General features: G+C 54.0%; 21 protein-coding genes. All 21 read left to right on the plus strand.

Annotation, left to right across the window (positions count from 1 at the left end; genetic code table 11):
• Window positions 1-20: 20 nt before the first annotated feature.
• Window positions 21-893 (plus strand): 50S ribosomal protein L11 methyltransferase, encoded by an 873-nt coding sequence (locus CSA35_04245; GenBank protein ID PIE54832.1) that lies wholly within the window; start codon window positions 21-23, stop codon window positions 891-893.
• A complete protein-coding gene (locus CSA35_04250) occupies window positions 890-2185 on the plus strand; it encodes a tRNA (N(6)-L-threonylcarbamoyladenosine(37)-C(2))-methylthiotransferase MtaB (protein ID PIE54882.1) in 1296 nt (431 codons plus the stop codon). The genes CSA35_04245 and CSA35_04250 overlap by 4 nt, the downstream gene beginning before the upstream one ends.
• On the plus strand, window positions 2182-3750 hold the full coding sequence (locus CSA35_04255; GenBank protein PIE54833.1) for a heat-shock protein Hsp70: 1569 nt from the start codon (window positions 2182-2184) through the stop codon (window positions 3748-3750). The genes CSA35_04250 and CSA35_04255 overlap by 4 nt, the downstream gene beginning before the upstream one ends.
• On the plus strand, window positions 3747-4769 hold the full coding sequence (locus CSA35_04260) for a hypothetical protein (GenBank protein PIE54834.1): 1023 nt from the start codon (window positions 3747-3749) through the stop codon (window positions 4767-4769). The genes CSA35_04255 and CSA35_04260 overlap by 4 nt, the downstream gene beginning before the upstream one ends.
• 61 nt (window positions 4770-4830) lie before the next feature.
• On the plus strand, window positions 4831-5169 hold the full coding sequence (locus CSA35_04265; protein ID PIE54835.1) for a histidine triad nucleotide-binding protein: 339 nt from the start codon (window positions 4831-4833) through the stop codon (window positions 5167-5169).
• Between the two features lie 32 nt (window positions 5170-5201).
• The gene (locus CSA35_04270) at window positions 5202-5381 is read left to right on the plus strand and encodes a 30S ribosomal protein S21 (GenBank protein PIE54836.1); all 180 of its coding nucleotides are present in this window, start codon (window positions 5202-5204) and stop codon (window positions 5379-5381) included.
• Between the two features lie 55 nt (window positions 5382-5436).
• Window positions 5437-5904, plus strand: coding sequence for a transcriptional regulator NrdR (nrdR, locus tag CSA35_04275; protein PIE54837.1), 468 nt, complete (start codon window positions 5437-5439; stop codon window positions 5902-5904).
• Window positions 5905-6067: 163 nt separating this feature from the next.
• Window positions 6068-7165 (plus strand): branched-chain amino acid ABC transporter substrate-binding protein, encoded by a 1098-nt coding sequence (locus CSA35_04280; GenBank protein ID PIE54883.1) that lies wholly within the window; start codon window positions 6068-6070, stop codon window positions 7163-7165.
• A 63-nt stretch (window positions 7166-7228) separates the two neighbouring features.
• The gene (locus CSA35_04285; protein ID PIE54838.1) at window positions 7229-8122 is read left to right on the plus strand and encodes a branched-chain amino acid ABC transporter permease; all 894 of its coding nucleotides are present in this window, start codon (window positions 7229-7231) and stop codon (window positions 8120-8122) included.
• Window positions 8122-9171 (plus strand): branched-chain amino acid ABC transporter permease, encoded by a 1050-nt coding sequence (locus CSA35_04290; GenBank protein PIE54839.1) that lies wholly within the window; start codon window positions 8122-8124, stop codon window positions 9169-9171. Before CSA35_04285 ends, CSA35_04290 begins: the two co-directional genes overlap by 1 nt.
• Window positions 9164-9952 carry a high-affinity branched-chain amino acid ABC transporter ATP-binding protein LivG gene (gene livG / locus CSA35_04295; GenBank protein PIE54840.1) on the plus strand — a complete coding sequence of 263 codons (789 nt, stop codon included), beginning with the start codon at window positions 9164-9166 and terminating at the stop codon, window positions 9950-9952. The genes CSA35_04290 and livG overlap by 8 nt, the downstream gene beginning before the upstream one ends.
• Window positions 9945-10655 carry an ABC transporter ATP-binding protein gene (locus tag CSA35_04300; GenBank protein ID PIE54841.1) on the plus strand — a complete coding sequence of 237 codons (711 nt, stop codon included), beginning with the start codon at window positions 9945-9947 and terminating at the stop codon, window positions 10653-10655. The genes livG and CSA35_04300 overlap by 8 nt, the downstream gene beginning before the upstream one ends.
• Window positions 10656-10809: 154 nt before the next feature.
• Window positions 10810-11379 carry a CDP-diacylglycerol--glycerol-3-phosphate 3-phosphatidyltransferase gene (gene pgsA, locus CSA35_04305; GenBank protein PIE54842.1) on the plus strand — a complete coding sequence of 190 codons (570 nt, stop codon included), beginning with the start codon at window positions 10810-10812 and terminating at the stop codon, window positions 11377-11379.
• A 28-nt stretch (window positions 11380-11407) separates the two neighbouring features.
• Window positions 11408-14167 carry a preprotein translocase subunit SecA gene (locus tag CSA35_04310; protein ID PIE54843.1) on the plus strand — a complete coding sequence of 920 codons (2760 nt, stop codon included), beginning with the start codon at window positions 11408-11410 and terminating at the stop codon, window positions 14165-14167.
• 23 nt (window positions 14168-14190) lie between these two features.
• The gene (locus CSA35_04315; protein PIE54844.1) at window positions 14191-15975 is read left to right on the plus strand and encodes a hypothetical protein; all 1785 of its coding nucleotides are present in this window, start codon (window positions 14191-14193) and stop codon (window positions 15973-15975) included.
• A gap of 53 nt (window positions 15976-16028) precedes the next feature.
• On the plus strand, window positions 16029-17705 hold the full coding sequence (locus tag CSA35_04320) for an arginine--tRNA ligase (protein PIE54845.1): 1677 nt from the start codon (window positions 16029-16031) through the stop codon (window positions 17703-17705).
• Between the two features lie 3 nt (window positions 17706-17708).
• Window positions 17709-18014 carry a septum formation initiator gene (locus CSA35_04325; GenBank protein PIE54846.1) on the plus strand — a complete coding sequence of 102 codons (306 nt, stop codon included), beginning with the start codon at window positions 17709-17711 and terminating at the stop codon, window positions 18012-18014.
• A gap of 71 nt (window positions 18015-18085) precedes the next feature.
• A complete protein-coding gene (gene rpsF, locus CSA35_04330; GenBank protein PIE54847.1) occupies window positions 18086-18370 on the plus strand; it encodes a 30S ribosomal protein S6 in 285 nt (94 codons plus the stop codon).
• 19 nt (window positions 18371-18389) lie between these two features.
• The gene (locus tag CSA35_04335) at window positions 18390-18905 is read left to right on the plus strand and encodes a single-stranded DNA-binding protein (GenBank protein ID PIE54848.1); all 516 of its coding nucleotides are present in this window, start codon (window positions 18390-18392) and stop codon (window positions 18903-18905) included.
• A gap of 43 nt (window positions 18906-18948) precedes the next feature.
• Entirely contained in the window at window positions 18949-19188 is a 240-nt protein-coding gene (gene rpsR, locus CSA35_04340; protein ID PIE54849.1) for a 30S ribosomal protein S18, read from the plus strand.
• A gap of 162 nt (window positions 19189-19350) precedes the next feature.
• Window positions 19351-20292, plus strand: a complete 942-nt coding sequence (locus CSA35_04345; protein ID PIE54850.1) for a hypothetical protein — start codon at window positions 19351-19353, stop codon at window positions 20290-20292.
• Window position 20293 lies beyond the last annotated feature (1 nt).

Genomic DNA, 20293 nt, shown 5'->3' on the forward strand with positions numbered 1-20293 from the left:
TGGCTATGGAGGGAATAGCTATGTCAGAGACCGAGAGCTATTGGTGGTATATCACCCTGAAAGGGCCGTCTGGTCAGGGAGAAGTTCTCCGGTCCCTTGCCGAAGCATCGGGATGTATAGGTTCCGAAGAGGAAGATCGTTCGTCCTCCGTTTCGGTGGAGCTTCGGGCCTACTATCGAAGCAATCACGATCTGGGAGACTGGATGGAGCGACTGGCCCCTCTCGTCACTGAGTGGCCCGATATATCGGTCCATGATATGGGAAAAATCGAGAATCGCCAGTGGTACGCCCTCTCCTTGGAAGCCTTTCCTCCGTTGAATGTGGGAGAGCGATTTGTCGTGTTGGCTCCATGGCACAGGGGGAAAGAACCGGAGGATCGTATTCCACTGTACATCAATCCCGGCAGTGCCTTCGGAACGGGATATCACGAGAGTACCCAGAACGTGCTGATCCTGATGGAGCGCTATTTCAGGCCCGGTATCACTGTTGCCGATATCGGTTGCGGATCGGCCATCCTGTCCATCGCCGCTGTCAAGTTGGGGGCGGAGACTGTCTATGCCAGGGATGTAGATCCCTCGGTCATGACCGAAGCGGTGTCCAATATCGCTTTGAACGACCTGGACCAGCGACGGATCCTTTTGGAGGAGGGGGATCTGCTGGACGATTTTGATCATGCTGTGGATTTGTTGGTGGCCAACATTTTGCTCGATCCTCTTTTAAACTTGATTCCCCGCGTGGCATCGGCTCTTAAGCCGTCGGGGATAGCTCTGTTCTCCGGTTTGACATTGAGTGAGAGGGAGCGTTTTGAGGCGGGCCTGTCCCATGTAGGCCTTTCGATCATCGATGAGGTCACCAGCGATCAATGGCTGGGACTGGCGGTGACCCAGGAGTGATCGGACCTGCGGTTTGTATCAAGGTTCTCGGCTGTCGAGTCAACCTCTACGAAGCGGACGCATTGGCGTCAGCTTTTCAGGCGGCAGGAGCGACCATCGTTCGCAACGCTCCTTGGGATGTCGCTGTTCTGGTCTCCTGTGCTGTAACTGCTGAAGCCGATCGCAAGAGTCGTCAGGCCGTTCGTCGTTTTCGGCGGACGGAGCCCCACTGTATTGTCGTCGCCACTGGCTGTTGGGCACAGGGTCTTTCCGACGAGGAGGCTCGTTCTCTGGGAATTGATCTGCTCGTGGGCAATCGCTGCAAAGGCGAGTTGGTGCCGTCTGTCCTCCGTATGATTCAGGGCGAGGCTGTGCCGTCGGTTCGGTGTGACGTGTGCGCCAGCTCCAAATGGGATCCCCTGGTCATCGATCGTCCTCGCTTCAGAACCAGAGCATTTTTGAAGGTTCAGGACGGTTGCGATCATTTCTGCACATACTGCATCATTCCCTCCGTTCGAGGGAAACCGGTAAGTCGTTCTGTGGAGGATGTTCTTCAGGAAGTTCGAGCTGTAGTGGATTCGGGGTGTTCTGAGGTTGTTCTGACAGGTGTTCATCTTGGCCTGTATGGTCGAGGAAGCGACGAGACGTTGGCTACATTGCTCCTCAATGTGGCGTCGGTGCCGGGGGTCTCGAGGATTCGATTAGGTTCCCTGGAGCCTTTTTCCGTGGGAGATGATCTCCTTCGAGTTATGGCAGAGACGCCTCAGTTTTGTCGCCACCTTCATCTTCCCTTGCAGAGTGGGGACGATAACGTCCTGCGGGCCATGGGCAGGGGGCATACGAGAGACCAATATCTCCGTCTTTTGGAACGAATCCGCAGACTCCTTGGAGACGATATCCATATATCGACGGACGTCATGGTCGGATTTCCCGGGGAGGACAGCCAAGCGTATGAGTCGACTCTGTCGGTTCTTCGAGACGGTACGCTGGGGCGGATTCATGGTTTTTCCTATTCTCCACGGTCTGGGACAATAGCTTCGACCATGTCTAATCGGCCGTCTCGAGCCCTGGTGGAACAACGGTGCCGTGGAGTTCTCGATCTGGGAGACACGTTGCTGGATCGATACGCCCGTCGTTGGCTTGGTCGAACCGTCGACGTGCTGGTCGAAGAGATGTTGGAGGGGGCAGCGTCGGGGTATACCCCCCAGTTTCTTCGATGTCGAGCTGAGGGTAATTGCCGTGAGGGGGCTTTCCTTCGCTGTCGGGTTGAGAGAGTAGATCACGGCGAACTCAGGGGACAGGTGGTCGTATGATGCCTGGGGGGCCTGTCCTTGGGATCGATATGGGAACACGCTATGCTCTGGCCGCCGTCCATTGCGCGGGCAAGGGAGCTCGTCTGATTCCCAATCGTCGAGGCCAGATGAAAACTCCGTCGGTGGTTTGTCGAGATAGCGGACAGTGGCTGGTCGGCGAAGACGCTCTGGCACGAGCCCAGGTATCTGGTGTAGGGGTTTTCTGGGATATCAAGCGACATCTGGGTTGCGATTGGGCACCCTGGATCGATGGGAGACATCGTTCGGCTCAGGAACTTCTTGTCCCTCTCATCGCTGCTGTTCGGGAGGATTGCGAGGCCCATCTCAGTATGGTTCTGACACGGTGTGTCATCACAGTACCGGCTCAGTTCAGCTTTCTGGAACGGTCAGCTATGGCTCGGGTCGCACGGGAGGCGGGGTTCGAGGATATTCGCATTCTCAACGAACCCACGGCAGCTGCTCTGGCCTGTGAGAGCGCTGGCAGGGTCCTGGTGTTCGATTTCGGTGGTGGCACCGTGGATCTATCGATTGTAGAACGAGACGGCCAGACGTGGCAGGTTCTGGAGAGCCGTGGAGATGCCAAGCTGGGAGGTGTCGAGCTTGATCGGGTGCTCTCTCGTTATCTCCAGGATCAGTTGGGGCTCTCCCTGGATTTAGGGAGTCCTCTGGAGATCGTTCTTCTGAATGAGGCGGAGCGAATAAAATGCGATCTTTCTTTTCGGGAAAAGTTGACCTGGCGGTTTCCCGTTCAATTGGAGGGACAGGATCGGGAGATCTCGGTGCGGCGAGATATGATTGAGACGTTGTTTGTCCCGTGGCTTCAGAAATCGGTGGATCTGGCGGTGTCTCTGTGTCGTTACTATGAGCCTGAGAGCGTCATAATGGTGGGAGGAAGCAGTCGAATTCCTCTACTTCGACGTCTCCTTTCCCAGAAAATTCCCGTTCCGGTTCGGTTATGGCGATCTCCCGACGAGGCCGTCGCTCTGGGTGCCGCTCTGTACGGAAACAACGGTGATGGACAACTTCTGTTGGATGTCCTTTCCGAGAGCCTCGGCATCATCGCCTTTGATGGTCAGCCGGTTCCTCTGCTTCGAAAGGGGCATCCCCTGCCGGCGCGCTCTGTTCGTGCTTTTAGAAGTGTGACTGACGGCGACTTTTCCCTGAAACTCTATCAGGGTGCTCCAGGTTTAGTCCGTCGGTATCGAACCATCGCTGTCTTAGATCTTCAGAACATGCGTTGTGGGGAGCGGGTTGATCTGGATTTTCGGATTGATGCGGGGGGCCTGTTGCAGGTACACCTGGCGAGAGAGGCAGGGGACCCTATCTCTATCGCTCCTTTGGAACTTGGAGTTTCCGGTCGACGACGACCAGCAACGTCTTTAGAGGTATTGGAACGACGGGTGGCAGCTCTGGCGTCCGGCTTGTCGTTGGGCCAGCAGGGTCGTCTGGCAAACTTGTTCCGTAAGACCCGACTTTTGAGGGATCTGGAACCACAGTTTTTTGATGAGGGTATGAAAGGTCTTTCCCGTATGGTCGATGCTTTAGAGGAAACGATATATTCATGAATAATTTGAGCACTCATGAATGTTATTTCAGACTTGGTCTGCCCCCTGGGGCGTCATGGTCTCAGGTCAAGGCGGCTTTTCGTCGACTTGCTCGTCAGACTCATCCTGATGTGGCGGGACGATCTGCTCGGGATTTTGAGAGGATATCCGAGGCCTATATGCTTCTTCGGGATCAATTCCGATCAGGCATTGCCCAGGAGACTCCCTCGAAGAAACGCCGTTTCTGTCCTGATTTTCGTCGGTTTTTTGAACCCTTGCTTCGGGTGTCCGTTTGGATCTCTCAAACGGTGGAGGATGTAAGACGACGTCGTAAGGAACGGCGGGAAATTCGAGATAGGCGACGCCAGAAGGAGGATGCTCGCCGTTTTCGTTTGATGGACCAGATTATCGGTGATGGTGAGATCCACATTGAGACTATTCTGGCCCGGCTGAACAAGTCGGGGGGGATTTCCGAGCGGCAGCGTCTGATTCGACGTCTTGAGAGTCCGCTTCCCGAGGTTCGAGGACTGGCGTTCCAGGGATTGAGTACATTTTTAGTCGTCCCTGAGGTGGCTGCTGCCGTGGAGGAGTGTCTGTCCCGCTATGGCCTGGATGAGTTTGGCGTAGATGCTGTGGTCTCTATAGCCGATCCCCTGACAGGGCTCCGGTTGGCGACCTCTGCCGCTCCCCACTTTCGATCCATGACCGTGGGCGTCGCCAGACGATATCTGAAATGGCTTAAGAGCCTTCCTGGTGGGCTCCCCGTCTACGCAGGTCTCCCCGACCCTATATCTGGGCAGGTCGTCGGACTCCTTCTGGCTGAATGGCCCAAGGATCTGCCTTTTCCGTCGGGATCCCGGCTTCAGTCTCTTCTTAATCGAGAGGAGGACGAGGTCCTTATACCCCTCCTTCGGGGCCTGTACAGAAGGGAATATTCCGGTCCACTTCTCCCTTGGGTGGAACGGCTTTCGAAAAACTCGTCTTCTCCGGCGGTAAAAGCGTGGGCTCATGCTATTGTGTGTCGGAGCGCCGTGGTATAAAATGATCCTTAGTTTTTGATCGAGTGATCTATCAAAAACTGACGATGGAGAGGTGAGTCGGTTGAGTTCGGGATGTCCCTTTTGCAAAATTGTCTCTGGTGAGCTCCCCGCATCGGTTCTCTACGAGAATGATCGATGCATCGCTTTCCAGGATCTAGCGCCTCAGGCGCCGTCCCATATCCTGATTGTTCCGAGGGAGCATATTCCTTCTGTGAATCACGTCGAGGATCTCGATCTTTGGGTAGCCCTTATGGGTGCTGTCCAGAAGGTTGTCTCTCAAATCTCTCCTGATTCCGGCTATCGGCTCGTCGTTAATTGCGGCGACGACGGCGGTCAGACAGTCCCCCACCTTCACGTCCATCTGCTTTCGGGTCGTCCCATGGGATGGCCCCCGGGCTAGACGTTGGTGGAATAAGAAAGGAGGGATTTGGTGTGACGACTATCGTTCGACGCGATAACGAGTCTCTTGAAGATGCTCTCAGGCGATTCAAGAGGGATGTCTCCAAGACTGGAATTCTCCGGGAAGCGCGGCAGAGGGAACACTACGAGAAACCGAGCGAGGCCAAAAAACGCAAGCGGCAGGAACTTGCTAAGAAGCGTCGCAGAAGGTAGCGATTATCGTGAGCCCGGATAAAAAATCCGGGCTCATTTTGTGAGGAGGAAGGCCATGAGATGTCCTACATGCGGCGGATCGGAGACCAGGGTCATTGAGACCCGAACTGCCGACGAAGGCCGAATTGTTCGCCGCCGTCGGGAATGTCCCGATTGTTCGTCTCGTTTTACCACATACGAGCGAGTCGAGGAGAAAAAGGTCATCTGGATCTCGAAAAAAGACGGGCGTCGAGAGGCCTTCGACAGGGATAAGATTTCACGGGGAGTACGAAAAGCCTGTGAGAAGCTCCCTGTCTCTCTGGAACGGATGGAGGGTGTGGCCGTTCGAGTAGAGGATCGTCTTTTGGCTGCGGGAGCCGGAGAGATATCCAGCGCCAAGGTCGGAGAGCTAGTCATGGAGGAGCTGGCTGAGTTGGATAACGTGGCATACGTCCGATTCGCGTCGGTCTACCGGGAATTCTCGGACCTGGCGAGTTTTCAAAAAGAAATTGCCGATATCCTGAGACGCCGTTCAATGTTGTAAACAAAGAGACCGCGCCCTTTCTCCAAAGGGCGTGGTCTCTTTATCTCAGGGGCTTTTTAGAGTATAATAGATTCAGATTGTTCGAACTATATATTTTTTAAGGAGGTACTTTCCGTTGAAAACGTTCAGAACTCTGTGTGCTGTGTTGTTCGTATGTTTTTTGATGGTTGGGGTTGCCGTGGCCGCTGAGGAAGTTCGTATCGGAGTCTATGAGCCGATGACCGGACAAAACGCTTTTGGTGGTCAGCTCACTGTCGAAGGCGTTAAGTTGGCTCATGGGCAGGTTCCCGAGGTCTTGGGGCGTCCTGTCAAACTCATCGTCGTGGACAACAAGTCCGACAAGGTTGAGGCAGCTAACGCCGTTAAACGCCTGATTGAGAAGGAGAAGGTCGTGGCCATTATCGGAAGCTATGGTTCATCCCTCTCTATGGCTGGCGGAGAGGTCGCCGAGAAGTCTGGAATCCCTTGCATCACCGACTCCGCTACCAACCCTCTGGTCACTCAGGGCAAGAAATATTACTTCCGTATGTGTTTCATCGATCCCTACCAGGGAGCTGCGGCTGCTTCATACGCGTATGACAACCTTGGTGTTAGGAAAGCTGCGTTATTGCTGGACGTGGCCCAGGATTACTCGGTAGGGTTGGGGAACTTCTTCAAGAAAGCCTTCCTGAAGAAAAAAGGCGAGATCGTGGGGGTGTACAAGTATCAGTCCGGCGACCAGGATTTTACCGCTCAGCTGACGGATGCTATCGCCAAAGGAGCTGATTTCCTGTATATTCCTTCCTACTTTGCCGAGGGCGCTATCATCATGAAGCAGGCCCGGGAGTTGGGTGCCACCTTCCGCATCATGGGCGGTGACGCTATGGACAACCCAGACTTGGTGAAGATTGCGGGCAAGTCCGCTGAGGGGTTTGCCTATACGACCTTCCCCTATGCGCCGGAGATGCCCGATATGACGCCGGCGGCTGAGACCTTCACCAAGCTGTGGAGGGAAAAGTATAAAGACACCGATATGCCTGAGCCCAATGCTAACTCGGCTTTGGGGTACGATTGTTATATGTTTGTCATCGATGCCATCAAACGTGCCGGGAGTACCGATTCCGAGAAGATAACCGAGGCTCTTGCCAGTGCCAAGAACTGGCCTGGCGTGACCGGAGCCACAACTATCAACGCTACTCACGATGCCGAGAAGCCCGTTGGGATCAAGGTGGTCCGGAAAGGTGCCCAGGTTTACGATGCCTCTGTTCAGCCCGAGATGTAGTATCAAGATAGAATAACCTGTGGGGGGAGCTCCGACTCCCCCCTTTATTTAGGGAGGCTCTCGATGACAATACAAATGTTCGTTCAACATTTCTTTAATGCTCTTACCCTAGGGAGCCTATACGCCCTCATCGCCATTGGCTACACTATGGTCTACGGTATTTTACGCCTGATCAACTTTGCCCACGGTGATATCTTCATGTTAGGCGCCTATTTTATATTTTTTGCCGGATCGCTTTTTCATCTTCCCTGGATCGTTGGGGCGGTTGTATCCATTCTTCTCTGTGCTCTGTGTGGGGTTATGGTGGATCGAGTAGCCTATAAACCCCTGCGGGATGCGCCACGGATCTCGGCCTTGATAAGCTCCATAGGTATGTCCTTCCTCATTGAGAATCTGGCTATCGTTGTCTTTAGCGGTATACCTCGTCCTGTAGTTCGTCCAGATTTCTTCGTCAAGGTCATGGTGATCAGGGGAATTCGGGTCTTGCCTCTGGCGGTTATCGTCCCGATAGTCTGCCTCGTCTTGGTCTTAGGGCTGCTTTTTATCGTGTATAAGACGAAACCTGGACTGGCTATGAGAGCGATCTCCAAGGATATCGAGACCACCCGGCTTATGGGGGTCTCCGTAAATCGCATTATCGCTTTGACATTTGGCTTGGGATCCGCTTTGGCCGCAGCCTCGGGGATTATGTGGGCTCTTCGGTATCCTCAGATCCAGCCCCTCATGGGGTTCATGCCTGGGATCAAGGCTTTTATCGCTGCGGTGGTCGGTGGTATCGGATCAATCCAGGGAGCTGTGGCAGGGGGCATGATCCTGGGATTCGTTGAAATTATGACTGTGGCCTTTTTCCCGGAGCTCTCAGGGTATAAGGATGCCTTTGCTTTTATACTTCTGATTGTTATTTTATTAGCTAGGCCCACGGGTTTGATGGGCGAGAGAATCGAGGAGAAAGTATAATGGCGACCAACACCACGAGAAACCGATCTCTCACGTTGGCCCTGCTGGCTGTCGTGGCGGTGTTCCTCTGGTGGGCTCCGACCCACCTGGACGGCTACAAGATCCAGATCCTGAATCTGATCGCTATCTACTCCATTCTAGGGCTCAGTCTGAACTTGATCTACGGATTTACGGGGATGTTCTCCCTGGGAACGGCTGGGTTCATGTGTATCGGAGCGTATGTCTCGTCCATGCTTATCCTGCCTGAGATGCAAAAGGACATGATCTTTATCCTTGAACCCTTGAATCCGGTCCTGTACGGTGCTCATGCCCCCTTCGTGGTGGCTGTTTTTGCCGGTGGAGTTGCAGCTGCCCTTGCGGGGTTGATCATAGGGGTACCGGTGCTCCGTCTGGGGGGTGACTACCTGGGTATCGCTACCTTGGGTTTTGCCGAGATCATCCGGGTAGTGGCCAACAACTTGCCGACCATCACCAACGGAGCCTTGGGACTCAAGGGCATACCGGGGTATGCCACTCTCTGGTGGAACTACGGCTGGATGGCCTTCACCCTCTACGTCATGTACCGGTTGGTCAACAGCAACTTTGGTAACGCCCTGAAAGCTATTCGAGACGATGAGTTGGCAGCCAAGGCTATGGGTATCGATACCTTTCGGTATCGGGTGATCTCCTTCACGGTGGGATCTTTCTTTGCAGGGATCGGGGGAGCTCTTATGGCGAGTCTCTTAACCACCATCGATCCCAAGATGTTCATGGTGATTATGACCTACAATGTCCTCATGGTGGTGGTGGCCGGAGGTCTGGGATCCCTGACGGGAAGCGTCATTGGGGCTGTGATCGTGACGGTCCTTTTGGAGTGGCTTCGTTTCGTGGAGAATCCCATTTCCCTCGGCTCTTTCGAGATGCCGGGAATTCCGGGCATGAGAATGGTCATCTTTGCCCTGGCGCTGATTATTATCATCCTCTATCGTCCTGAAGGGGTCATGGGGACTCGGGAGTTGTCCTGGAACCGCCTGTTGTCGTGGAGAAAGAGAGGAGCCGCCCATGAGTGACCGTAGGGTGATATTGGATGCCAAAGGGCTGACCATGCGTTTTGGTGGCGTCACTGCGGTGAGCGATTTTAGCATGGCCGTTCAGGAGCATCGGATTGTAGGTCTCATCGGGCCCAATGGGGCTGGTAAGACAACGTCGTTTAACATGATCACTGGATACTATACTCCCACCGAGGGTACGGTTCAGTTTGACGGTACGGAAATCAACGGTATACCGCCCCATAAGGTCTGTTATCTTGGAATCGCTCGGACCTTCCAGAATATCCGGCTTTTTAGAAACGAGACGGTCCTTCAGAATGTCATGATCGGTGCTCATCTCAGACAGAAGAGCCGGTGGTGGCAGGCTCCCCTTATGTTGCCTTCTTTTATGCGAGAGGAGCGGGTGGTCAGGGATCGGGCCATGGAGTTGTTGGAGAAAGTCAACCTTCATACGGTGGCGCACGAGCGTTCCGACTCGCTGTCCTACGGGCAACAGCGACGATTGGAGATTGCACGGGCTCTTGCAACGGAACCTCGCTTCCTTCTTCTTGACGAGCCTGCTGCGGGAATGAACCCCGAGGAGTCTCAGGTGCTGATGAGCTTTATCCAGAGGCTGCGGGACGAGTTTCGCCTTACCGTGCTCCTCATTGAGCACGATATGAAGGTCGTTATGGGTGTCTGCGAATACATCTGGGTATTGGATTACGGCAAGCTCATAGCTCAGGGGAGCCCCGAGGATATTCAGGGGAACCCCAAGGTGATCGAGGCATACCTGGGAGAGGAGTTTCTGGCCGATGCTTAAGATCAAAGATTTGAACGTCCACTACGGGGGAATTCACGCCGTCAAGGGAATCTCCATTGATGTTCCTGAAGGTCGGATTGTCACCTTGATCGGAGCCAACGGTGCTGGAAAGAGCAGTACTATCAGAGCCATATCGGGACTTCTTCGGCAAACGAAAGGGCAGGTTCTGTACGGAGAGCCAGGGGTCAATCTCCTGAAGAAATCCCCCGAAGACATCGTCAAGGCTGGGGTGGTTATGTGTCCCGAAGGACGGCGTATCTTCCCGCACCTCTCAGTGGAGGAGAACCTTGATTTGGGGGCCTACATCCGGTCAGATCGTGATGGGGTAGAGAAAGATATGCGGTGGGTTTACGATCTCTTTCCCCGGTTGAAGGAACGCTCTTGGCAGAAGGGGGGAACCCTCTCGGGTGGCGAACAGCAGATGTTGGCTGTCGGTCGGGCTCTCATGAGTCGGCCGAGCTTGATTATGTTGGATGAGCCCTCCCTTGGCCTGGCCCCTCTTCTGGTGAAGGAGGTCTTTGAAATTATCCAGGAGATCAACTCGCAGGGCAAGACGGTCCTGCTCGTCGAGCAGAACGCCTTCGCTGCCTTGAAAATCGCTCATTATGCCTACGTTCTGGAGGTGGGCTCCGTTGTCCTTCAGGGAACAGGGCAGGAGCTTCTGCTCAATCCCAAAGTCAAGGACGCTTACCTCGGAGGCTGAATATCGTCAAATTCTCGCAGGGAGGCCAAATGGCCTCCCTTTCTTTTTGTTTATGTTCGCCTTTTGTGTATAGCCTCGGCTTTTGTGTCATAATAGGTAAGTTTGAACGATGTTGAATCTCTTCGCGTAGCATCCGAATAAAGGAGGTGAGGCCATGTCGTCCCTGAACGTGCCCAATATTCTCAGTCTCTCCAGAATTTTTCTGGCTCCGCTCGTGGTCTTTCTCCTGACCGTCAGGATAGATTTCGATATTCCCTATCTGTTGAACCTGGGGCTGGATGTCACCTATGGCGATATTCTCGCTGGGTTGATCTTCATCGTTGCGGCTCTCACCGACACCGCAGACGGATACATCGCCCGAAAAAAGGGGATTGTCACCAATTTTGGTATGTTTATCGATCCTCTCTCCGATAAGGTCCTGGTTGTGGCAGCGCTCATCTCGCTGGTCGAGCTGGGACGGCTTCCCGCATGGATGGTGGTGGTGATCGTCTCCCGGGACTTTGTGGTGAGCGGTCTTCGGATGGTAGCGGCTGTCGGGGGTGCTGTGATTCCGGCGTCCTGGACGGGAAAGGTTAAGACGGTCGTTCAGATCGTGGCTATCAGCATGGTCATTTTCAAGGTCCCTTTGGGGATGCCCGCCATGTGGCTGGCCTTGGTGTTCACCGTGTGGTCCGGTGTGTCCTATCTGACTGCCGGGTGGTCTCTTATCGTGGAGGCTGACTAGAAATCTACGGGATTTGAGGTGGATCGGTGTGTTTGGCACATTGAAAAAAGCGTTAGGGCTGGATCCTAACGAGAGAGCTTTAAAGCGATATGCTCGAGGAGTCTCCAATATCAATGATCTGGAGCCCCAAATGCAGTCCTTGTCCGATGAGGATATTCTTCGAAAAGCAGCTGCCCTTCGGGAGGAGCTCTTCCCCTTAGAGGGGCAGGAGCTTCGGGAGGCATTAGATCGCTACCTTCCTACGGTTTTTGCCATGGTTCGGGAGGTCTCTGTCAGAACCCTGGGGCTTCGCCACTTTGACGTCCAGCTTATGGGAGGCATGGCCCTCCACGAGGGCAATATCGCCGAGATGAAGACCGGCGAGGGGAAAACTCTGGTGGCTCCCTTGGCGGTAATCCTCAATGCTCTGACTGGCCGAGGGGTCCATGTGGTGACGGTCAACGATTATCTGGCCAAGCGGGATGCGGCGTGGATGGAACCCCTGTACCGGGGGCTGGGCCTCTCAGTGAGTGTGATCTATTCCTTCATGGATCCCGAGGAGCGACGTGCTGCCTACGAAGCCGATGTAACCTATGGAACCAACAGCGAGTTTGGCTTTGACTACCTCAGAGATAACATGGTCCTTGCCAAAAACCAGATGGTTCAGAGAGGTCACAATTTCTGTATAGTCGACGAGGTAGACTCTATCCTGGTGGACGAGGCCAGAACGCCTCTGATCATTTCAGGGCCGTCGGAGGACAGTGAGGAACCGTATCGAGCGGCAGATCAGGTGGCCAGCCGTCTCTCGGGTGTGGCAAAGGATCCTAACGAGGTTCGACCGTCTCTGCTGGATGCTCAGGAGTGTCCAGAGCCCGATGCGGACTTCGAGTACGATGAAAAGGAACGTTCTGTGGCTCTGACATCCCGGGGAATTGCCAAGTGTGAGTCCCTTACGAAGACTCCAGACCTGTTTACGGATATGGCCTACAGCGACACGGCTCACAAAATTCTCCAAGCCATAAAGGCCAGGACCCTGTTCCAGAGGGATACCCATTACGTGGTTAAAGATGGCGAGATTGTCATCGTGGACGAGTTTACCGGCCGTCTCATGTTTGGTCGAAGATACTCGGACGGGCTCCATCAGGCCATAGAGGCCAAAGAGCGGGTGAAGATCGGTAAGGAGAGTCAGACCCTTGCTACGATAACCCTTCAGAACTATTTCCGCATGTACCGAAAACTGGCTGGGATGACTGGCACCGCTGCTACAGAGGCCGAGGAATTCAAGGAAATATACGGTTTAGGTGTCGTGGTGGTTCCCACAAACCGACCGATTGTTCGGGATGACATGGCCGACCAGGTTTATCAGACCAAGTCCGAAAAATTTGCCGCTGTGGCCGATGAGATCCAGGAGATATCCTCGCAGGGGCGTCCCATCCTGGTGGGTACCACATCAGTTGAGCAATCTGAGCGACTCAGCAAGTTGTTGAAGGCTCGGAAGGTTCCTCATCAGGTCTTGAACGCCAAATACCATGAGAAGGAATCTCTCATAGTGGCCCAGGCTGGTAGGCTTGGCGCCGTGACCGTGGCTACAAACATGGCGGGACGGGGAACTGATATCCTTTTGGGAGGGAATCCTGAGTACCTGGCTCAGGAGGAGCTTCGCAAAGAGGGCCACGACACCGAGAGTGCCCTGGATCGCTACGGAGAGCTTTTGGACGAGTTTCGGACGACCTGTGCTTCGGAAAAGGAGAAGGTTTTGGAACTTGGGGGCCTGTGTATTCTGGGGACTGAGCGTCACGAGGCTCGACGAATTGATAACCAGCTTCGAGGGCGTTCCGGTCGACAGGGAGATCCCGGGAGTTCTCGGTTTTTCCTTTCTTTGGAAGATGATCTCCTTCGGCTTTTCGGTTCAGAGCGTATTCAAGGTCTCATGGGCAAACTGGGGCTTGAGGAAGGAGAGGCCATTGAACACTCTCTTCTGACCCGAGCGATAGAGTCGGCACAGAAAAAAGTAGAACAGCTTCATTACGATATCCGTAGGCAGCTTTTGATGTACGATAACGTTATGAATCGCCAGCGAGAGGCCGTCTACGACGAGCGTCAGCGAATTCTCTCCGACGAAAATGTGGTGGAGCATGGGTGGGAGATCATCTCGGGCGTTACAGAGGATATTCTGGATGGGGCTTTCCCGGAGAATGGAGACCCCGATCCTGAGAGTGCGGCCATCCGGCTCAAGGCACTTTTCTGGCCTGGGGTGGAGCATCCCCTTGATGGTGTTGATGCGATACAGGCTTTGCCCAGGGCCAAGGAGGCTATTCTGCTCGACCTCAAGTCCCGCTATGACGGAAAAGTGGCTGACATGGGGGCCGATTCGTGCAGCGACCTGTTCCGCTTCATCTCTCTGCACGTTCTGGACGGGAGCTGGAAGGAACATCTGTTAGCCATGGATGCCCTGAGACAGGGAATTGGTCTTCGAGCTGTAGGGCAGAAGGATCCCCTGTTGGAGTACCAGTTCGAGTCGTATGCTCTGTTCCAGGAATCAATGGCTCAAGTTCGAGAATCCATCGCTCAGCTTCTTTTCCGCGTAGCGGTGGCTTCCGAACCTCGTTCTTCTGTATCCCGAAAGGACGTCAGAGAGAGTCGGGAGTTTGCTCTTCCCTCGCCGGGAGGGATACCCGTGCCGGGGAGCCATGCTGGAGAGGGGCGACCTGAACCATTCAGACGTCAGGGGCGAAAAATTGGGCGCAACGAGAAATGTCCATGTGGAAGCGGAAAAAAATACAAAAACTGCTGTGGTTCTAATCGTTAGGCTATACTAGGGGAGGATATGTCATGAATCGTTGGCGACTATCAAGTGTCAGTTTCTTTTTGATTCTTATATGGTCTGTTGCAGCAACAGCTTTTGAACCGATAGACATACCCAGGCTTGTTCAGGAAGCTCCCCCTTTGGGAACCTATGGAGAACCGCCTGCGGTGATCTGGCAGCGTCAGGAGTCCTACGGACTTCGTCCCGACGGGGCCATGGTGAAAGACAGTCTGTGGATCGTTCTCGTGACCGAGACCTTAAATCCAACCTGGCCTCAAAACCTGCTCCATGTCCCTCATCCTGGCTCCCTCAAGATCCTGGAGGCGGACCTGTACGACCCGGTTTCGGGAAAGAAACTTCGATCCCTGGAGGCCTCTATTAACGACGAAAAGGGCTACTCGACCTGTTCTATGACCTTGGGCGATGTCGACGAAGCGGTCTTGGTTCTCCGTTTTCGTCAGGTATATGATGGTCGGTTTTCCGTTGGGGGGATCGTCCATTTTGCCTCTGATCTTCCCATGTGGGAGGGCTCTGTCTCGGTCTCGGTTCCCTCCGGGACCCAGCTCAATGTCCAGAGTAACCGGCTCGACCCACCTAAATCCATAAACAAGGCTGGTATGACCATCCGCCGCTGGTCGATCTATAATCTCCCGGCGCGGGAGAGGCCGTCCTTGCTTCGCCGTGGTGATCCGTATCTGGCTTTTGGACTCAGGTCTGGGAAAGATTCGTTCCTGTACCTGCTTTCAGAGTTGAAATCCATGCTTGTGCCGTCCGTTCCGTCTCGGTTTAAGCCTCTCTTTGAGAAAGCAAACCGAGTCACTGCGGGTGTCGCTCTCATGCGAGCCATGGATGGTCAGGTTATTCCTGAGAGTCGGGGCTGTCTTCGGGAACCTATTCCAGAAGAAGGACCCTGGACCGAATGGGAACGACCGTTCCTTCTCCAATCATGGCTCAAAAAATTGGGGTGGAAAGCTCAGGTTTTTTGGACCACATTTCTCCCTCTGGCTCCTAACGTGCCAGTCTCCATCGAATCCTTGCTCGTCCCTGTGCTTCGAGTGGCTCCTCCTGGATCAGATGGGTGGATGTATGTTCCCGGTCAGACAGTGGAGCCTGGAGAGTCCCCTCCGTCCCTGACAGGGAAAACTCTGTATGGAGTCTCCGCAGGGAACGAGCTTTTGACCTGCTCAGTTGAGCAGGGGAAAATGGCGGAGCACCGACTGACGTTGGACTGGGATCTGTCGTTAAACTTGAAGGGGGTTCTTGAGGGTATACTGCACCTGTGGGTCAGAAATGGATGGGTCCAGGTGATGCCTCTGTCGGAGGACATAACCTGGTCTGGGCTGGAGGCTCTACTTCCCAGCGTCTTAACGTGGCGGGCTGGGGATATGGATTTCTATCCCATGCACTATGGGTATCGAATCGATATTCCCGTCCGAAAGGCTACGGGAATTCCCGGTGGTCCTGGTATGTTGCTTCGCCTTCCCTGCTTGGTGCCTGGTGCTCTGGATGATTTAGGTCGGGAGAAGGACGGGGAGTTTCTGTTTCCTTTTGTGGTTGAGCAACAGTATCGTGTCGCTCTCCCGAAGGGTGTTGAGGTCCTCTCGCTTCCTCCGATGAATGATCACTCCGACGGACATTTGCGTTTCACCGAGGTCCTTCGATTCAGTAAAAAACAGAGAGCTCTTTTGGGAGAGGAAAAGGTCGTTTCAGGTACGATATGCTACGATCAAGTTACGCGCTCGGGGCTGGGCAAGCTCTTGGGCTCTTGGCTTCGGTGGCGGAGTCTTTCGATACCCTTATCCATTCGGTGATTAAATAATGGCTGGATGGTGCTGTGCCAAATTAGAAAGGGAGTTTGATATCGATGGCGGACGTATCGACTGTTTTGAAAGCAAAAATCCAGGATGTCCTGTTTTTTTTAGCCCGTGAGGGAAATGTAGAGACCGACGACCTGCCGAAGGTTCATCTGGAGCGCCCTAAACGCGATGGTCAGGGAGATTGGGCCACCAACGTGGCTATGCAGGCCTGCAAATTTTTCGGAGAAAAACCCCGAACTCTGGCGGAACGTATGGCTGAGCGTCTCAAGGACGATAAGCTCCTGAGGGGCGTCGAAGTAGCCGGTCCCGGGTTTATTAATTTTTTCCTTTCCGATGGCTGGATCGCTGACGTAATCTCCCAGGTTATGGAGAGTGGGGATGAGTACGGTCGGTGTAATCTGGGGCGAGGTCGCCGTGTGCAGGTGGAGTTTGTCAGCGCTAATCCCACAGGGCCGCTTCACGTGGGACACGGCAGAGGAGCTGCCGTGGGCGATATCGTGGGAAATATCCTTGCCTTTGCGGGTTGGTCTGTGAATAAGGAATACTACGTCAACGATGCCGGGCTTCAGATGGATAACCTGGGAGCCTCCACCCAGTCCCGATATTTTGAACTCCTCGGACAACCAGAGAGAGCACCCTTCCCCGAGGATGGGTATAAAGGTAACTATATTTACGACCTGGCCCGTCAGATCATAGACGCCGAGGGGGATCGCTTTTTGGCGGCGCCTCTGGAGGATAGTCTTGACTATTTTCGGAATTTCAGTGGGCAGGTCATTTTAGAGGAAATCCGGTCGGTCTTGCATCGTTTTGGTGTGACCTTTGACCGATGGTTTTCTGAAAAGAGCCTCTACGAGGAGAATATGGTGGAGGAGGCTATGGAGGTCCTGAAAGATCGGGGGTTCTCCTACGAGGAGAATGGAGCTGTCTGGTTCAGATCCACGAGTTTTGGTGACGACAAGGATCGAGTCCTCTTCCGCTCCAACGGTGTTCCCACCTATTTTGCTTCGGATGTGGCCTATCATAAAAACAAGTACGACAGAGGTTTCCATCGGGCCATCGATGTCTGGGGGGCGGACCACCATGGGTATGTGCCTCGGATGAGTGCGGCCATGCAAGCTCTGAATAAGACCGACGACGATGGGTTCTCCGTTGTCCTCATTCAGTTCGTGAATCTCCTTCGTGATGGGGAGCAGGTCTCCATGTCGACTCGGTCGGGGCAGTTCGTCACCTTATCCGACGTACTCGACGAAGTCGGTGTGGACGGCACCCGATTTTACTTCGTCATGCGTCGTGCCGACAGCCATCTTGATTTCGATCTCGAGTTGGCAAAACGGGAATCGTCGGATAACCCGGTGTTTTACGTTCAATATGCTAACGCGCGCATTGCGAGCATCGCCAGAAACATGAAGGAACGTGGTATCTCCATGCCCTCCTTGAACGAATTGGATTCGGAGCATCTGAGCAGCGCAGAGGAGAAAAAACTCGTCACGCGCCTCTCTATATTCCCCGAGGAGGTGGAAAAAGCTGCCCAGGAGCTTGCGCCTCACCGAATTGTCTCCTATGTTCATGATCTGGCAGGAGATTTTCATTCCTTTTACAATGCTCATCGAGTTTTGGACGACGATCCTCGGCGGCCATCTCGAATTCTTTTGGTCCAAGCCACTCAATCGGTGCTGGCCAACGCTTTACGGATCCTGGGGATCTCGGCGCCGGAGAGGATGTAGGTTGTGCCACGGCTCAGATGGGTCCTTTTCTGGGCCGTTACGGGGCTCATCCTGATGGTGATATCGACGGCCTTATTCCGGGAGCATCGTCGTGTGCGGTTCCTTGAGAAAAAACTTGCCGTTAAGGAAGCTGCTTTGGTGGCGTTGAGCATGGACTTGGGACGTTCACGAGAGCGATTGGATTTTTATCGAACGCCAGAGGGGAAGGCCCGACTAGCCAGGGAGCAGTTCAACCTCGTTTTTCCTGGAGAGAGGGTTTTCCGGGTGACTGTCGAGTCACCGGATACCTTGCCTGAAAAAGAACCATAGGGTATAATTCACGTTTGTAATCCCTGCCCCCCCTGGGGGGGCCTCATGTCCAAAGGGAGGAGGTGACGCTCATGCGTCCATACGAGATGATGGTTCTCTTGGAACCCGATCTTGAGGACCATAGCGCTGAGCTCGACGGTATCAAGGAGGTTATCGCCAAGCTTGGCGGAACAGCGGGCAAGGTCGATGTCTGGGGAAAACGCCGTTTGGCCTATCCCATCGAGAAGCGAACTGAGGGCTACTATGCTCTGATCTCTTTCGACCTGGATCCCACGCAGCAAAAGGAGTTGGCTCGTCTGCTGGGGCTTCGGCCTGGAATGGTTCGGAACTTAGTAATTCGGCAGGATCAGGAGTGACGAAGAGGAGGAGATCGGCATGGCTCGTGGATTTAACAAGGTCATCCTCATGGGAAATCTCGCACGTGATCCTCAGATTCGATATACTGCCAGCAAACAGGCAGTGGCGTCTCTTTCCGTCGCGGTGAACCGTTCCTGGAAAGGGAAAAACGGTGAGGTTCAGGATGCGGTGGATTTCATCCCCGTTGTAGTGTGGGGAGCCCAGGCGGAGAACTGTGAGAGGTATCTATCCAAAGGGCGACCTGTCCTTGTTGAGGGACGGCTTCAGGTTCGAAGCTATGACGATAAGTCGGGGCAGCGGCGTTGGGTCACAGAAGTTGTGGCCAGCGATATCACTTTTCTACCGTCGGGAGGACGACGGGATGATGAAGGGGCCTCTCAAGGTGAATATGGTGATCCCCGTCATCAAGATGTTAGACGCCAATCTCAGAGCCAGGCCCGAAGTTTTCGGGACGATCTAGGCGGTGATGAGTTCCCCATGGATATATCGGAGATGGCTGGTGCTGACGAGGATGAGGCCGATATCCCCTTCTAGAACTTCTGTTGTTCTTTGATGCCTCAATGAAAGGAGCTTGAACATGGCTTTCGGCGGAAACAAACGGCGGGGAAAACGTCGTCCTAAGGTCTGTTTTTACTGTGTTGACAAGATCGACTCGGTGGACTACAAGGACGTGGATCGCCTTCGGAAATACATCAGTGAGAGGGGTAAGATCGTCCCTCGTAGAGTGACGGGAAACTGCGCTCACCATCAGCGCCAGCTGACCGTTGCTCTGAAACGGGCTCGTTATATGGCTCTGTTGCCCTATAGCGCTGAGTAAAAACTGCACGTTGCAGGGAATGGGAGAAACCCAGAGGGGGAGAAGCGGCGCTTCTGCCCCTCCGTTTATCAACAAAAGGTGGCTAACAGCCTTTCGTTCGAATATGATGATGTTGAATTTAGATTCTATTCTATCGAAGAGACAGCTGGAGCTGGTTCAACGATGAACGGAACCAAAAGCCTCGTCGAGTCGTCCCTCCTGACTGGATTAGCTGTGGTTCTGTTTTTGGCTGCTCGGTTCCTTCCGATGGTGGGTGTCGTCTTCTCTCTTCTGTGTCCTGCACCCTTGGTTATCTTGGGACTGAGGCACAGTTCTCGCATGGCGTTTGTATCCTTGGCGGTCGCCACAGCGATGGTTGCCTTTCTGGCTGGCCCTCCATCAGCTATCTCCTTTGCCGTTGGTTTTGGTCTCTTGGGACTGGGTTTAGGCTTTTTGGCCTCGCGACTTGATAGAGGTGTGGATATCATGCTTTATGGGGTGGGGGTCTCCCTGCTCAGCAAGCTTTTTCTCATGGTGATTCTGACGCAACTCACCGGAGTTAACCCTTTCGACCCCGACATAGAAGAGATCCGTTCTGTGGTGGAGCGAATGAGTGAAATGCTGGGAAGGGCTGGCTCTGGAGGTGCTCGACAGCAGATAGAAACCATGCTTCGGGTTATCCCTCTTATGTTCCCGGCCATGCTTGTCGTGGCAAGTGCCATGGACTGTCTATTGACCTACGTGGTCTCCCGTCAGGTTCTTCAACGTATTGGTGCCGTGAGGCTCCCCTCCCTGCCTCCTTTTGAGGAGTGGCGCTTCCCCAAGAGTCTCTTTTGGGCCTTTGTCCTGTCGGTTATCATGCTCTTTTTCGAGAAGTCCACACAGCAGGCTTCTCTCTTCTCCCAGATAGGCTTGAATCTGAGGCTCATCGCCAGCCTTCTCTTTATGATCCAAGGCTTGGCTGTCCTGTGGGCGTTTATGAGCAGCCGTGACATTGCTCAGGGGTGGCGGTTGGGAGCAGCCATTTTGGTGATTCTGGTTCCATTTTTGTCCCAGATCGCCGTCGTATTGGGAGTAGTAGATATTTGGATCGATTGTAGATCGAAGTTTCAAGGCCGGAGGTGAC

Origin of the sequence: Dethiosulfovibrio peptidovorans (genome assembly GCA_002748665.1) — a bacterium.
GTDB classification, from domain to species: Bacteria; Synergistota; Synergistia; order Synergistales; family Dethiosulfovibrionaceae; genus Dethiosulfovibrio; species Dethiosulfovibrio peptidovorans_A.